The organism is Paenibacillus macerans, from assembly GCF_900454495.1.
In the GTDB taxonomy this organism is placed as follows: Bacteria; Bacillota; Bacilli; order Paenibacillales; family Paenibacillaceae; genus Fontibacillus; species Fontibacillus macerans.
Genome location: NZ_UGSI01000001.1, coordinates 1,489,448 through 1,504,821, shown reverse-complemented (window position 1 = coordinate 1,504,821; position 15,374 = coordinate 1,489,448). Strand labels below are relative to the sequence as shown.

Below are 15,374 nucleotides of genomic sequence, written 5' to 3'. Positions count from 1 at the left end.
TCTCTGTTATAATAGAATTCTACGAATGACATGAAAATAGAGGCAAATCTGGAGGGGAATCATGGCTACCTACACGCCGATGATCGAACAATATTTGCGGGTCAAGGCGGAGGCGCAGGACGCGTTTCTGTTCTTCCGGCTCGGCGATTTTTACGAAATGTTTTTTGACGATGCGATTTTGGCGGCCAAAGAGCTGGAAATCACGCTGACCGGCCGGGACGGGGGGGCCGACGAGAAAATACCGATGTGCGGCGTTCCTTACCATTCGGCGGACAGCTATATTCAGCGGCTGATCGAAAAAGGATACAAGGTGGCGATTTGCGAGCAGACCGAAGATCCCGCCCAGGCCAAGGGAGTGGTCAAGCGCGAGATCGTGCGGGTGATCACCCCGGGCACGATTATGGAAGGGAAAACGGTTGGCGATAAAGTCAACAATTACATAGTTTGCGCAACCGAACGCCAGGGGCTGATGGCTTTGTCCGCTTGCGACCTGTCCACGGGAGCCCTGTACGCCACCTCGTCGCCGTCAAGCAAGGAGTGGCTGCGGGACGAGCTGGGTCTGTACGATCCGGCGGAAATCATCGGGGATTCCGTGCTGCTTGATTGGATTAAGGAGCAAGCGGCCCCGCTCAGCAAGCCGGTCGTGTATACTCCGTGGAACAAGCCCAAGGAGGATGCCGGCCGGACGCAGTTCGGCGAGGCCGAATGGATCCGCCTGGAGCCCGAACGCAGGGAAAACATCGCCCTGCTGGTAGGTTACTTGAGCGAAACGCAAAAGCGTTCGCTGGGGCAGTTGACAAAGATTCACGCGTACGAGCCCGAGCAGTTTATGATTCTCGATCCGTTTACCCGCCGCAATCTCGAACTGGTCGAAACGGTGCGGGAACGCTCCAAAAAAGGCTCCCTGCTGTGGCTGCTGGACCGGACGGAAACATCGATGGGCTCGCGTCTGCTGCGCCGCTGGATCGACAAGCCTTTGCTGCAGCGCGCGCGGATCGAGGAACGGCTCGAAGCGGTCGAGCATCTGCATGGCGGCTTTATTTTGCGTGAGGATTTGCGCAGCTCGCTGCACAATATTTACGATTTGGAGCGGCTCGTCGGCAAGGTGGCGTTTGGCAGCGCCAACGGGCGGGATATGGTCGCGCTGAAAACCTCGCTGCGCCAGGTGCCGGCGATTAAGGAGCTGTGCGGAGGCGCGGATTCGTCCACGCTGCGGCGGCTGGCGGGAACGATGGACGATTGCGCGGATCTGGCCGATATGATCGAGGCGGCGATTGCCGACGATCCGCCGGTATCGGTGCGGGAAGGCGGGATCATTAAGGCCGGTTATCATGCGCGGTTGGACGAGCTGCGGGAGGCCGGCGTAAACGGCAAGCGCTGGATCGCCGAGCTTGAGGCGGCCGAACGGCAGGCGACCGGCATCAAATCGCTGAAGATCGGCTACAACAAAGTGTTCGGCTATTACATCGAAGTTACGCGGGCGAACCTGTCCGCGCTCCCGGAAGGCCGCTACGAACGGAAGCAGACGCTGGCCAACGCCGAGCGGTTTGTCACCCCCGAGCTGAAGGAGAAAGAAGCGCTGATCCTGGAGGCCGAGGAAAAAATGGTCGATTTGGAGTATGCGCTGTTCAGCGAGCTGCGGGAGAAAATCGCCGCGGAAATTCCCCGGCTGCAGCAGCTGGCCGAACGGATCGCCGAAATCGACGTGCTGCGCTCGCTGGCGGCCGTCGCGGCGGAGAATCGCTTCGTGAAACCGGCGCTGACCGACGGATATGACCTGATCGTGGAGCAGGGCCGCCACCCGGTGGTGGAATCGGTCATGAACGATACGGCGTTCATCGCCAACGGCACCGCCCTGCGCAAAGAGGAGGCGAGCATCCTCTTGATCACCGGGCCGAACATGGCCGGGAAAAGCACGTACATGCGCCAGGTGGCGCTGATTTCGATCCTGGCCCAGATCGGCAGCTTCGTGCCCGCGGCCAAAGCGGAAATTCCGCTGGTTGACCGCATTTTCACGCGGATCGGGGCGGCGGACGATCTGATCGGCGGCCAGAGCACGTTTATGGTTGAAATGGCCGACATTCAGATCATGACCGAAAAAGCAACGCCGCGCAGCTTGATCATCATCGACGAATTGGGCCGGGGAACGTCGACCAGCGAGGGGATGGCCATCGCCCAAGCGGTGATTGAATACGTGCACAACAAAATCGGCTGCAAAGCGCTGGTGTCCACGCATTTCCACGAGCTGGCCCATCTGGAGCACAGCCTCGGGTCCTTGCGCAATTACAGCATGGCCGTGCAGGAGAGCGGGGACAAAGTCCACTTCCTGCGCAAGCTGATCCCGGGGGCCGCGGATACGAGCTACGGCATTTACTGCGCCCGTTTGGCCGGGCTGCCGGAGGAAATCATCGGACGCGCCTACGGGCTGCTTCAGGATCTGGAGCAAAAGGCGCCGGTGACCGGCGGCGGCGCAGGGGCGAAAACGGACGCGGGAGAAGAGGCGGCATTGGCCGCGGATGGATCGGGAGGCGGAGCCGCCGGCAAGGATCGACCCGGAACGGCGACGGAATCACGGCTTGCCGGCGCAGCGCTGAACCGCGAAACGGCCTCGTCTTATGGCGCCGAAGCCATGGACCCGTCCTTTGGCAAGCATACGCCGGCCGGGCAAGAGGCGGCGGCAGCGAGAGCTTCTTTCAAGGACGAGCCTATGGTTGAGGAGGAGGTCGTGCAGCTGTCCATCTTTGGCGACGAAACGCCGCCGAAGAAAGCGAAGCCGGCCGCCGAGGACCCTGGGGCCCGGCAGATCATTAACATGCTTAAAAATGCCGATTTGATGAATATGACGCCGCTGCAGGCGATGCAGCTCGTGAACGAGCTCAAGATGAAGGCTAAAGACATGTAGCCAAGGAATGAACGGAAACGGCAAGGCGGGAGGGAAAACAAGTGGCAAAAATCGTAGTATTGGACGAGCATATCGCCAACCAGATCGCCGCCGGCGAGGTGGTGGAACGGCCGGCGTCGGTCGTCAAGGAATTGGTCGAAAACGCCGTCGACGCGGGGGCGACAAGCATTGAAGTGACGGTGGAAGAAGGCGGTCTTGAGCTCATTCGGGTGACGGACAACGGCTCCGGCATCGCCCCGGAGGACTGCGAGACGGCGTTTTACCGCCACGCGACGAGCAAAATCACATCAGGCCGCGACCTGTTTCAAATCCGCAGCCTTGGGTTTCGCGGCGAGGCGCTGCCGAGTATCGCCGCCGTCGCCAAGGTCAAGCTGGTCTCCTCCAGCGACGACACCGGGCTCGGCCGGCAGATCATGATCGAAGGCGGAACGCTGAAGCAAAACGAAGAGACCGCCGCGCCGCAAGGCACGGATATTACGGTGCGGGAATTATTTTACAATACTCCGGCAAGGCTGAAATATATGAAAACGATCCAGACGGAGCTGGGGCACATCTCGGACTGTGTGTACCGGCAGGCGCTGGCTCACCCGAACATCGCTTTTACGCTGCGGCATAACGGCAACACGCTGCTGCAGAGCCCGGGCGGCGGGGACCTGCTGCAGGTCATCGCCGCCATCTACGGCGTAAACACGTCGAAAGGGATGGTGCCGATCGAAGCCGAGGACTTGGATTACCGGATCTCGGGCTACATCGGCCGGCCCGATCTGGCCCGGTCGAACCGCGGCGGGATGTCCACGATCGTGAACGGCCGCTACATCCGCAATCAGGGCCTGCATCAGGCGATTCTAAGAGCCTACCACACGCTGCTGCCGATCAACCGCTATCCGCTGGTCGTATTGATGCTGGACATGCACCCGTCGCTGGTGGACGTGAACGTGCATCCGGCGAAGCTGGAGGTCCGTTTCAGCAAGGAGCCCGAGCTGAACGGGTTTGTGGAGAGCAGCATCCGCAGCGTGCTGAACGGTCTGGTGCTGATTCCGCAGGTCGTACGGCAGCAGATTGGCAGAGGATCCAGCAAAGCGGTGATCCAGGAGCAGTTTCACTTCCCCGCGCCGGATGCCGGCGCGGGAGAAGCCGCCGCCGGGCAGCCGGGCGCGGCGGGGAACGGGACGCTCCGGCCGCAGGCCTGGGGCGGAGCGGACATAGGCGCGGGGTCCGGCATGGCGGACCGCGGCTTTTCCGGGGCGGCGCCGGAGCGCGCCCCGGGCACGGCTGGCGGCGCGTTCGCCGAAGGCGCCGCCGGCGGCCCGCTTCCGGGCGGCGGCTCGGCCGCCCGGACCGCGGGCCCGGGCGCTCCCGCAGCGGCCGCAGGCCTGACGCTGCGGGAGCGGGGCCCTGCCGGCGCCGGCGCGTACGGCGCCGCGCAGCCCGAAGCGGCGCTGGCGCAACGCCAGGCGCCGCCGCAAACCCCGGCCAATGCCCCGCAAAGCGGGCTTGGCCGGGACAGCGCCGCCGCGGCCGCGTATAGCGGCGGCTCGGCATCGCAGCAGCCGCTCCCGCCCGAGCGGCTGCAGGAGATGCCGGAAGCGCTGTACGGCGCGCCTGCGGCGGCGCCGGAGCTTCCGGCCTTTCCGGAGCTGTCCCTGATCGGACAGCATCACGGCACATACCTCATCGCCCAAAACGAAGAGGGCTTGTATTTGATCGACCAGCACGCCGCGCATGAGCGGGTGAATTACGAATACTATTACGAAAAATTCGGCCATCCGGCGGACGCCTCGCAGGAGCTGCTGATCCCGATTACTCTGGAATTTACGCCGTCGGACAGCGCCAAGCTGAAGGAGCGGCTGCACTGGTTCGAACAGGCCGGCGTCATCCTGGAGCATTTCGGCGGGGGCACGTTCCGCGTCGTCTCTCACCCGTATTGGTTTCCCCAAGGGGAAGAAGAAGCGATCATCCAGGAAATGGCGGAATGGGTGCTGCACGAGCGGGCCATCGACCTCGCCAAGCTGCGCGAGGCCTCGTCCACGATGGTGTCCTGCAAAGCTTCGATCAAAGCAAACCAGAAGCTGACGCCGGAGGAAGCGAACACGCTGATCCGCCGCTTGGCGGCCTGCAAACAGCCGTACACTTGCCCGCACGGGAGACCGATCATCGTTTCGTTTACGGCGTACGATTTGGAAAAGCTGTTCAAGCGGGTCATGTGAGCGGCGCGAACGGAGGAATTTCATCATGTTAATTACTACGGGAGACCGCGAGACTCCCGCCGTGCTTGAGCGGGCTCAAAACCTGGCGGCACTGACCGGGGCAACCCGCGTTCCGCGCGGCCGGACCTCGCTGGCCAAGCTGGCCGAGCGTTACGGAGACGGCGACATTCTGGTCGTTATGGAGCAGGGGGTTCGTTTGCACCGGGCCGGGCAAGAGCCGCTGACGTTCCACCCCAGCATGGGTTTCGTCCGCGCCAAGCGGCTGCTTAAAGGCGAAAGCGACGCCATGCTGGAGGCGGCCCGCGCCGCCCCCGGCGACTTCGTCATCGACGGCACGGCCGGTCTCGGCTCCGACGCGAGCGTTTTCGCCGTTGCCGCCGGCCCCGGGGGACGGGTGCTGGCGCTGGAGGATTCGTTTCCGCTCTGGGCGCTGCTGCAGGAGGGGCTGAAGCACTATGTTTCCGGGTTGCCGGAGTTTGACGCCGCTTTGCGGCGCATCGAAACGGTGCATGGGAACCATTTGGAGGTTTTGCGCGGCATGCCCGACAAAAGCGCGGACATCGTTTATTTCGATCCGATGTTCCGGCATCCGCTCGAGGATTCTTCCTCGATTTCGCCGCTGAGAACCTTTGCCAACGCGGGCAGCCTCAGCGCGGAGGCGTTGCGGGAAGCGTGCCGGGTCGCCCGGAAAACGGTCGTCATGAAGGAACAAAAAGGGAGCGGCGAATTTGCCCGGCTTGGCTTCGAGACGAGCGCCCGCGCCCATACCAAAATAGCTTACGGAGTGATCGCGCTTGACCATAAATAAGAAACCGCGGCTGCTCGTGCTCGTCGGTCCGACGGCGGTGGGCAAAACGAAGCTTAGCGTCGAAATCGCCAAAGCGTTTTCCTGCGAAGTGATTTCCGGCGATTCGATGCAGGTGTACCGGGGCATGGACATCGGCACGGCCAAAATCGCTCCGGCGGAGATGGAGGGCGTCCCCCATCATTTGATCGACGTGCTGGAGCCGGACGAACCTTTTTCCGTCGCCCAATTTCAGGAGTGGTGCCGCAAGCTGATTCCGGAGATCGAAAGCCGCGGGCATTTGCCTTTTATCGTCGGGGGGACGGGGCTGTATATCGAATCCGTCTGCTATGAATTCCAATTTACGGAAGCCGGGGCCGACGAGGCGTTCCGCGCCGCGGAGCTGGCGTACGCCGAAGAACACGGCGCGGAGGCGCTGCACGCCAAGCTGGCGGCCATCGATCCCAGATCCGCCGCCCGTTTGCATCCGAACGATGTGCGGCGGGTGATTCGCGCCATGGAAATCCACCATCTGACGGGAACGACTCTATCGGAGCAATTGGACAAACAAATCAAGGAGTCCCCGTACGATTTGTGCGTCATCGGTTTGACAATGGACCGGCAAATGCTTTATAACCGTATTGAACGGAGAATTGACGAAATGCTGCGGCTTGGTCTTGTGGATGAGGTGCGCCGCCTGCTTCGTCAGGGTTATTCCCGGGAACTCGTGTCCATGCAGGGGCTTGGCTACAAGGAAATCGCCGAACACCTGGAGGACGGCGTTCCGCTGCCGGAAGCCGTGGAGAAATTAAAGAGGGATACGCGGCGTTTCGCCAAGAGGCAGCTCTCCTGGTTCAGGCATATGAAGGAGATCGCCTGGATCGATGCGGGGAGCGGCGAAAATTTTTCCGGGATTTTGGCGGCGGCCCATGCTATAATAGCAGGAAAGTTTCCCGCTGATCTTGAATATAATTCAAAACACTAATTGATTCCTATTGGGGGTACGGCTATGAACAAGACCATTAATATCCAGGATACATTTCTGAACCAGCTTCGCAAAGAAAGCATACCGGTGACGGTATTTCTGACGAACGGATTTCAGATCAGGGGAACGATCAAAGCCTTTGACAACTTCACGATCGTCATCGACAGCGACGGACGCCAGCAAATGGTGTACAAGCACGCGATTTCCACGTTCCAGCCGCAGCGCAACGTGTCGCTGATGCAGGAAACGCAGAACGAGGGCTAAAGCGATAGTGAAACTTTTTTGATTTCAATACGTTAAAGGTATAGGAAAAGGAGAGAGCAACCTGACCCAGGTTGTTCTTTTCGTTCCGGGCATTTTTGGGCGCTCCGGATTCACCGGGAGCGGGTTCAACCGCCTCGCTGCGGCGCTGCCGCCGGGGTATGAGGGCGGAGGCCGAACCTTTAACGGAGAGGTAAAAGGGGGTCAGAGAAACCATGTCCAGCCAAAATCCAAGACTGGAACGAAGCAATAAATCGGGGAAAAAAGGAAAGGCGCCGAAGGCGCGCAAAAAGAAAAAACTGACCGTAAAGAAACTGCTGTGGACTTCGTTTTTCACGATCGCGTTCGCGGTTTTCTGCGCGATTGCGGGTTATATGTACATTACGGTCAGCGGCGAAAAGATCCTCATGGAAAACGGGGACAAGCTGACGGTCTACGAAACAACCAAGGTATACGACCGTAACGGCGCGTTGATGGGGGAGCTCTCGATCGACAAAAGCGAGCCTGTTGACGCAGACGAAATCCCGGACCTGCTCAAAAAAGCGTTTGTCGCCACGGAAGACCGGCGGTTTTTCGAGCATAACGGCGTCGATCTTTGGTCGATCGGCAGAGCGGCGGTAAAGGATGTCGTGGCCCGTTCCCTGGTGGAAGGCGGAAGTACGATTACGCAGCAGCTCGCCAAAAACATTTTCCTCAGCGCGGACAAAACGTTTTTCCGCAAAGCGACGGAGATGTCGATTGCGATGGCGCTGGAACGCCACAAAACAAAAGATGAAATTTTAACGCTTTATCTTAATCGGATTAATTTCGGCGGAACGGTGTACGGAATTAAAGCGGCTTCCATTCGCTATTTCGGCAAATCGAATTTGAACGACCTGAAGCTGTGGCAAATGGCTACACTGGCGGCTATGCCCAAAGGGCCGTCCAAATATAACCCGCTGCGGAATCCGGAGCTTTCGCAAGAGCGCCGCGGCGTCGTTCTCGACCTGATGTATCAGGAAGGGTACATTACCGCCGAGGAGCGGGACGAGGCGAAAAAGGTGGTTTACGACTACGAACCGCCGGCCAGCAACCAAAGCTACCTCGCCTTTAAAGACTATGTGGTCGAGGAAGCCGAGGAGAAGTTTGGCCTCACCGAAGACGAGCTGAACCGCGGCGGCTACAAAATTTACACGACGATGGACGCCCAGGCGCAAAAAGCGGTGGAGAAGGCGTTCGCCAACGACGATTATTTCGAAAAAAGCAAGGACGATAAACAGGTTCAGGGTTCGATCGTCATCATGAACCATGAGAACGGCAGCCTCGTCGCTCTGCTTGGCGGCCGGGATTACCAGCGCAAAGGCTACAGCCGCCTGAACAGCCGCAGACAGCCGGGTTCGGCGTTTAAGCCGATCGTGTCCTATGCGCCGGCGCTCGAATCAGGCAAATTTACGCCGGATTCGCAGATCCCGAACAATAAGCAGTGCTTCGGCGATTATTGTCCGACGAATCTGCACGGCTATTCGAACACGATCAACCTGACGACCGCGCTGACGAAATCGGAGAACATTCCGGCCGTGTGGCTGCTGAATGAGGTCGGGGCCGGCACAGGCGTGAAATACGCGCAGGAAATGGGCATCACGATGGACAAAAACGACCGCAACCTGGCGATCGCGCTTGGCGGTTTGACCTACGGGACGAACACGCTGGAAATGGCGGGGGCGTTCAGCGTGTTTGCCAACGGCGGGGAATACAACCCTCCGTATTCGATTAAGCAGATTGTCGATCATAACGGGGTAGTTAAATATAAATACAACCCGCCGAAACCGAAAAGGGTAATCAGCGAACGCACGGCCTACTATATGACGAAAATGATGGAAAACGTCGTCAATGAAGGGACGGGCCGGCGGGCAAAAATCGACCGTCCGGTTGCCGGGAAAACGGGGACGACGCAGCACGGCATCCCGGGCCTGCGAAGCAGCAAAAACCGCGACGTGTGGTTCGTCGGCTACACGCCGGAGTGGACGGCCGCGATCTGGATGGGCTATGACAATGCGGATAAAGACCATCTGCTGAACGGAAGCAGCGGCCAGACCGCGGCGCTGTTCGCGGCGGTGATGAAAGAGGCGCTGGCCGGCGTGCCGGTCAAGGATTTCCCGATACCGGCCAACCTGAAGCCGCCGGCGCAAGAGGAACCGAAGACGGCGGCGCCGTCCGAACTCAGCGCGGTCTATAACGCGGATACCGGTACGGTTGCGCTTAGCTGGAAAGGCGTGGAACAAGCCGGTGCGGTTTACCGGATTTACCGCCGTGAAGCTTCGGAAACGGATTTCACGCATATTATGGATTCCAGCGCTACGGAAACGGAAGACATCAGCATTACCCCGGGAACGGGTTATATCTACCGTGTTACGGCTTACGACCCCGTCAACGACGCGGAAAGCGATCCATCGAACAATGCCCAGGTGTTGATCGAAGCGGGCGAAGATCCGATGGACGATCTGCCCGATCCGGGCGCAGACGGTGATGGCAACCAGGGATTGCCGGGGGATGGGCAAATTGACGACGGCAGCGGAAATCAAGGTTTCCCGCCCGGAAACGGGGATGGCTCGGGAGACGGCCAGGGGAACGGCAACGGAAATGGCCAAGGCAACGGAAATGGCCTAGGGAATGGCCAAGGCAATGGCAATGGCAACGGTAATGGCAACGGTAATGGCAACGGCAACCCCGGAAACGGAAGCGGGAACGGAGACGGGGGCGTCTCGAATCCCGGCACCGTGGTTCCTCCTGACGGCGGCTTAGGCGAAGGAAATGCGGATACGTCCGCGCCACCCGCCGATGGAAATAACGGCCAAACCGATTCAGGGAACGGGCTGAACGCACCGGCTGGTGCGAATGAAGCGATTCAGGGGACGGGAGGCTAACCTGCCGAATTCCCGAAAGCGCCGATCGATCTATATGGCACGCGAACCCGCGGGCCAACCACCCGCAAGGCAAAGACCTCCAGAGCGGCGCGTTTAGCGTCCGGGGGTCTTTTCCCGTTTGTTGCGGCTGTTTTGTGACTCTTTTTCAAATATGGTAAAGTGATAGTACATTGTTGGTGAAAGGGCTATAATCTATGAAGCGAAAATTCGGAGACCGCGCGAACTGGCGCCGCATAACCCAGCGTCAGTTCAAATCCAAGTTTGTACAAAACGATGTCTTCACGGGGCATGTGACGTTGTATACGATTCAAGATCTTCGCGATCCGCTGTGGAAAACCTATGGAGGACACACGTTTCGCATTGCCGACAAAGGGTTTACCTGGCTGCAGTACTACCCGAAAGGGGCCCATTACGTCGTCACGGCGATGTTCGATGACCAAGGGGAAATCGTGGAATGGTATATCGATATTTGCAAAACGCAGGGGATTACGGATCAGGGCGTGCCCTGGTTTGACGATTTGTATTTGGATATCGTCGTGTTAAAGACCGGAGAAGTGTTTTTGCTCGATCAGGATGAACTTGACGACGCGCTTACAAGCGGCCTTATTACGGTAAAAGATTATGATCTGGCAGCAGAGACGGCCCATGAACTGCTTCATGCCATTAACAAGCAGCGCTTTCCGCTTTTTCAGTTGTCGCTTGAGCATTACCGCAGCGGGTTTATGAACGCGGATTCGCATCCCGATGGAGGTTGAGACATGCTTTTTGCCAAGAAAAGAACAACGTTGACTTTTGGCGAACCGGTACGGAAAAAACGGGGGATACGGGGAAAGTTGATTCGCTGGGGCCTCGTATTGTGCGCGCTGGGACTGGCCTGGGTGCTTTATGTGCTGGCCCAGATCGGCAGCATCGAGCGAAATCCGGCCGTGAGCGCCAGCCGCTCCGAACCGGCCGATGTCGGCATCGTGCTGGGAGCTTCTCTGTGGGGGGACGAACCGAGCCCGGGGCTGCGGGAGCGGCTGGAGCAGAGCATTCAGGATTATAAGGAGGGGAAGTTTAAGCTGTTTTTGCTGACCGGCGGCAGGGATACGGCCAACTCCAAATACACCGAAGCGGAGGGCATGGCGAATTATCTGGAACGCAGCGGCATCCCGCGGGAAAAAATCCTGCTTGAAAACGAGGCGACCAGCACGTTCGAAAACCTGAAATTCAGCCAGGCGATCATGGAGGAGCGCGGGTACGATTCCGCTCTCATTATTACGCATACGTATCACGGGAACCGGGCGCTGGAAATCGCCGAGGCGTTTGGCTATCATGACCCGAAGCTGTCGTTGAAGAAATCCGCGGTGCTTAAACCGATTCCCAATACGGTACGGGAGATTTTGGCTTATACGAAATGGAAAATGGATCAGCTGGCGCTCGCTTTGGGCCGAGGGTGACAAAACTTCTAATAACGGACAGGGAGAGAGAATACATTTAAAAGTGTGCTTCGAAAAAGGCTGCCTTTTTTCAACCTGCCCCTTTAAATTAAGATCAAAAATCCGGGTTTCTAGCACCGAAAGGTTGGATGAAGCGTAGGGATTGAGCGGCGGAGCGTAGGCACGCCTACGTGAGCAACGGAAATCCCGGCTGAATTCAAGGTTCGACGTCGAATAGACCGCTTGAGTTTCTTCGTGATGGAAAGACGAATTTTTGATTACCTTTATAAAAGAGGTGATGTCCCTGTGTCTGGGCGTGTTATAGCCAGAAGCGGCTCTTCGGATGAGAGACCGTCCCGGCAAATCAACGTCATTTTACGCAGCGCCGAGCCGCCGGTCGTCTCGCAGAGCGTTCCCGAAAGCGAACCGGGCCCGGCCGCCAAAGCTTTGCCGCAGCAAGGGCTGTTCGTGGAAATTCAAAAGGAATTGGATCACCTGATCGGGTTGGATCATATTAAGGAGTTCATGTACGAAATTTTCGCGTTTTTACAGATCGCTTCCATGCGTTCGGAAGCGGGCCTGCTGTCGGGGCCGCAGGTATATCATATGATTTTCAAGGGCAATCCGGGCACCGGCAAAACGACGGTGGCGCGCATCGTGGCCAAGATGTTTCAACGGATGGGCGTGCTGAGCAAAGGGCATTTGATCGAGGTGGAGCGGGCCGACCTGGTCGGCGAATATATCGGCCATACGGCGCAAAAAACGCGCGATCTGGTCAAAAAAGCGCTGGGCGGCATTTTGTTCATCGACGAAGCCTACAGCCTGGCGCGGGGCGGGGAGAAAGACTTCGGCAAGGAAGCGATCGATACGCTGGTCAAAGCGATGGAGGACCAGAAGAACCAGTTCATTCTCATCCTGGCCGGCTATTCCGATGAAATGGACTTTTTCCTGTCAACGAATCCGGGGCTGCCGTCCCGGTTTCCGATCCAGATGGATTTTCCGGACTATACGATCGACCAGTTGATACAGATCGCCGAAGCGATGGCCAAAGAAAGGGATTATATCCTGATGCCCCAGGCGATACTCAAACTAAAGCAGCATTTGCTTAAGGAAAAATGCGAAAGCGAACATCTGTTCAGCAACGCCCGCTACGTCCGCAACGTGATCGAACGTTCGATCCGCCAGCAGGCCGTCCGGCTGCTGAACCAATACGGCGGCGGCTCCCCGGGCAAACTGGAGCTGATGACGCTCAGGACGGAGGATCTAAAGCTGGAGAAAAAGGGATAACCGGTTGATATAAGGAGCAGTGGTTTATGGCCAAATCATTACATGAGACCAACGACAAAATTCAGGATATCGCCGTTCTCGTTAGCTTGATTACCCCGGAGACGAAGCAATCCGGGATCGATCCGTCCTATTCTTTGGACGAATTGGTCCGGCTGGCGGAGACGGCGGGCGTGGAGGTGGCGGAGACGGCGGTGCAAAACCGCGACAAACCGGATCCGCGCTGGCTTATCGGTAAAGGCAAGGTGCTGGAGCTGAGGGAGCTCATGGACCGCCTGAGAGCGAATACGGCGATCTTCGACCAGGAGCTGTCCGGGGCGCAGGTGCGTAATCTGGAGGAGATGCTGGACGCCAAAATTATCGACCGCACGCAGCCGATCCTTGATATTTTTGCCCAGCGGGCCAAAACGCGGGAAGGGATCATTCAGGTGGAGCTGGCTCAGCTGACCTATCTGCTGCCGCGGCTGTCCGGCCACGGCAAAAACCTGTCCCGGCTCGGCGGCGGCATCGGCACGCGGGGACCGGGGGAAAGCAAGCTGGAGATGGACCGCCGCCATATCCGGCGCCGCATCGGCGAGCTGAAGCGTCAATTGGAAGAGGTGACGCGGCACCGCCGGCTGCATCGGGCCCGCCGCAAGGAGACCGGGGTCGTGCAGGTGGCGCTGGTAGGCTATACGAACGCCGGCAAATCCACGCTGCTGAGGCAGCTTACGAACGCGGACGTGTACGTGGAGAACCAACTGTTCGCCACGCTTGATCCGACGACGCGACTATTGCCGCTGCCCGGCGGCAAAGAGGTGGTGCTGACCGATACGGTCGGATTCATTCAAAACCTGCCGCATGATTTGGTGGCCGCTTTCCGCGCGACGCTGGAGGAAGTGAACGAGGCGGACTTGATCCTTCACGTCGTCGACGCGTCGTCGCCGATGCGTCAGGAGCAGATGGCGGTCGTGGGGCGGATTTTAACCGAGCTGGGGGCGGGGGGAAAACCTCAGATCGTTCTGTTCAACAAAATCGATCTTTGCCGGCCCGATGGCTTGCAGATGCTGCCCTCCGGCGAAGGGTACTTAAAGATCAGCGCTTACGATGAACGGGACCTCGCCGCGATCCGCGAAGCGGTGCAGCGCAGGTTGTCCGGCGGAACCAAATCGTTTCGGATTCCGGCGGAGCGGGGCGATCTCGCCTCCGTTTTGTACCGGATCGGCGATGTGGTGAATCAGCAAATGGATGAGGCGGACATGATTTACGATGTGAACGTAAACCAGGCGGATTTTGCGAAATACGGGTATCAGCTCGCTCCTTTTGCGGTTCAAAAGCCTGACGTCCATGAAGAAACGAACGAATCGAGATAAGGGAGAGAGAACAACAAGATGGCGGTATTTTCGGATGAGATCGTAAATTGGCTAAAAGCGGCCGAGCGTAAGGCGGAGGGGAGGTTTCGGGAGATCGACGAAATCGTCGATCACAACTCGTGGAAAGTCATCGAAGCGTTTCAGCGGCACCAGGTGAGCGATTACCATTTTTCCGGATCGACCGGATACGCCTACAATGACCGCGGACGCGAGGTGCTGGATCTCGTGTACGCTGACGTATTCGGCGCGGAGGCGGCGCTCGTCCGCCCTCATTTCGCTTCCGGAACGCATACGATCGCAACGGCATTGTTCGGTGTCTTACGTCCCGGGGACGAACTGCTCTATATCACGGGCCGTCCTTATGATACACTACATAAAGTGATAGGTAAGCCGGGAGACGGCAGCGGCTCGCTGCAGGACTTCGGAATCGCCTATAACGAGGCGGAGCTAACTGCCGACGGCACAATCGATTGGAAGGCGGTGAGAGGGAAAATTACCGATAGGACGAGGGTGATCGGCATCCAGCGTTCGCGGGGATACGATTGGCGCGATTCCTTTACCGTCGAACAAATCGGGGAGATGGTGCGCGAGGTTAAAGCGCTCAAACCGGAGGCGATCGTGTTCGTCGACAATTGCTACGGCGAATTTACCGAAGAACGGGAGCCGACCTCGGTCGGCGCCGATCTGATCGCCGGCTCTTTGATCAAAAATCCCGGCGGCGGCCTGGCTGAAACCGGGGGATATATCTGCGGGCGCGAAGACCTCGTGAAGCTCGCATCCTATCGTCTGACGGCGCCGGGAATCGGCGGGGAAGTCGGGGCGATGCTGGGGACGACCCGCGGCATATACCAGGGGCTGTTCCTGGCGCCGACCATCGTGGGACAAGCGGTCAAAGGCAGCGTCCTGGCGGCGGCGGTATTCGAGCGGGCCGGCTTCGAAAGCCGGCCGGGGTGGAACGAGCGGCGGACGGATTTGATCCAGGCGATTTCCTTCAGCGGTCCGGAGCAATTGATCGCTTTCGTGCAAGGCATTCAAAAGGCGGCCGCGGTGGACGGTCATGTCGTGCCGGAGCCTTGGGATATGCCGGGCTACGAGCATCCCGTGATTATGGCCGCCGGCACCTTCATTCAGGGAGGAAGCCTGGAATTGTCCGCCGACGCGCCGATACGCGCCCCTTATATCGCATACATGCAGGGCGGATTAACTTATTCTCACGTGAAATTCGGGTTGCTTACCGCCCTCCAGACGATGAAAGACCGCAACTTGTTGTGAGTTATC

Annotated in this window: 11 protein-coding genes; all 11 read left to right on the top strand. The window is 58.7% G+C overall.

Going from position 1 to position 15,374, the window contains the following annotated elements:
* The first annotated feature begins 61 nt into the window (after window positions 1-61).
* On the top strand, window positions 62-2,902 hold the full coding sequence (gene mutS, locus DYE26_RS06900; protein WP_036623147.1) for a DNA mismatch repair protein MutS: 2,841 nt from the start codon (window positions 62-64) through the stop codon (window positions 2,900-2,902).
* 41 nt (window positions 2,903-2,943) lie between these two features.
* The gene (gene mutL, locus DYE26_RS06895) at window positions 2,944-5,109 is read left to right on the top strand and encodes a DNA mismatch repair endonuclease MutL (RefSeq protein WP_115311189.1); all 2,166 of its coding nucleotides are present in this window, start codon (window positions 2,944-2,946) and stop codon (window positions 5,107-5,109) included.
* Between the two features lie 25 nt (window positions 5,110-5,134).
* Complete coding sequence (locus tag DYE26_RS06890; RefSeq protein ID WP_036623145.1) at window positions 5,135-5,917, top strand: class I SAM-dependent methyltransferase; 783 nt, start codon at window positions 5,135-5,137, stop codon at window positions 5,915-5,917.
* Window positions 5,904-6,878 carry a tRNA (adenosine(37)-N6)-dimethylallyltransferase MiaA gene (miaA, locus tag DYE26_RS06885; RefSeq protein ID WP_036623143.1) on the top strand — a complete coding sequence of 325 codons (975 nt, stop codon included), beginning with the start codon at window positions 5,904-5,906 and terminating at the stop codon, window positions 6,876-6,878. Before DYE26_RS06890 ends, miaA begins: the two co-directional genes overlap by 14 nt.
* Before the next feature lie 24 nt (window positions 6,879-6,902).
* Window positions 6,903-7,142 carry an RNA chaperone Hfq gene (gene hfq / locus DYE26_RS06880; protein WP_036623142.1) on the top strand — a complete coding sequence of 80 codons (240 nt, stop codon included), beginning with the start codon at window positions 6,903-6,905 and terminating at the stop codon, window positions 7,140-7,142.
* Between the two features lie 212 nt (window positions 7,143-7,354).
* Window positions 7,355-10,042, top strand: coding sequence for a penicillin-binding protein 1A (locus DYE26_RS06875; protein ID WP_036623140.1), 2,688 nt, complete (start codon window positions 7,355-7,357; stop codon window positions 10,040-10,042).
* 194 nt (window positions 10,043-10,236) lie between these two features.
* A complete protein-coding gene (locus DYE26_RS06870; RefSeq protein WP_036623139.1) occupies window positions 10,237-10,797 on the top strand; it encodes a ribonuclease FAU-1 family protein in 561 nt (186 codons plus the stop codon).
* A 3-nt stretch (window positions 10,798-10,800) separates the two neighbouring features.
* Window positions 10,801-11,481 (top strand): YdcF family protein, encoded by a 681-nt coding sequence (locus DYE26_RS06865; RefSeq protein ID WP_051985453.1) that lies wholly within the window; start codon window positions 10,801-10,803, stop codon window positions 11,479-11,481.
* Window positions 11,482-11,766: 285 nt separating this feature from the next.
* Complete coding sequence (spoVK, locus tag DYE26_RS06860) at window positions 11,767-12,747, top strand: stage V sporulation protein K (protein WP_036623137.1); 981 nt, start codon at window positions 11,767-11,769, stop codon at window positions 12,745-12,747.
* Between the two features lie 26 nt (window positions 12,748-12,773).
* Window positions 12,774-14,096, top strand: a complete 1,323-nt coding sequence (hflX, locus tag DYE26_RS06855) for a GTPase HflX (protein ID WP_051985452.1) — start codon at window positions 12,774-12,776, stop codon at window positions 14,094-14,096.
* Between the two features lie 18 nt (window positions 14,097-14,114).
* Window positions 14,115-15,368, top strand: a complete 1,254-nt coding sequence (locus tag DYE26_RS06850; protein WP_036623135.1) for a methionine gamma-lyase family protein — start codon at window positions 14,115-14,117, stop codon at window positions 15,366-15,368.
* Window positions 15,369-15,374 lie beyond the last annotated feature (6 nt).

Excerpts from the sequence above, each read along its gene's own strand:
- mutS (WP_036623147.1), top strand. The coding sequence starts at position 62 with ATGGCTACCTACACGCCGATGATCGAACAATATTTGCGGGTCAAGGCG.
- DYE26_RS06890 (WP_036623145.1), top strand. The coding sequence starts at position 5,135 with ATGTTAATTACTACGGGAGACCGCGAGACTCCCGCCGTGCTTGAGCGG.
- hfq (WP_036623142.1), top strand. The coding sequence starts at position 6,903 with ATGAACAAGACCATTAATATCCAGGATACATTTCTGAACCAGCTTCGC.
- DYE26_RS06875 (WP_036623140.1), top strand. The coding sequence starts at position 7,355 with ATGTCCAGCCAAAATCCAAGACTGGAACGAAGCAATAAATCGGGGAAA.
- DYE26_RS06870 (WP_036623139.1), top strand. The coding sequence starts at position 10,237 with ATGAAGCGAAAATTCGGAGACCGCGCGAACTGGCGCCGCATAACCCAG.
- DYE26_RS06865 (WP_051985453.1), top strand. The coding sequence starts at position 10,801 with ATGCTTTTTGCCAAGAAAAGAACAACGTTGACTTTTGGCGAACCGGTA.
- hflX (WP_051985452.1), top strand. The coding sequence starts at position 12,774 with ATGGCCAAATCATTACATGAGACCAACGACAAAATTCAGGATATCGCC.
- DYE26_RS06850 (WP_036623135.1), top strand. The coding sequence starts at position 14,115 with ATGGCGGTATTTTCGGATGAGATCGTAAATTGGCTAAAAGCGGCCGAG.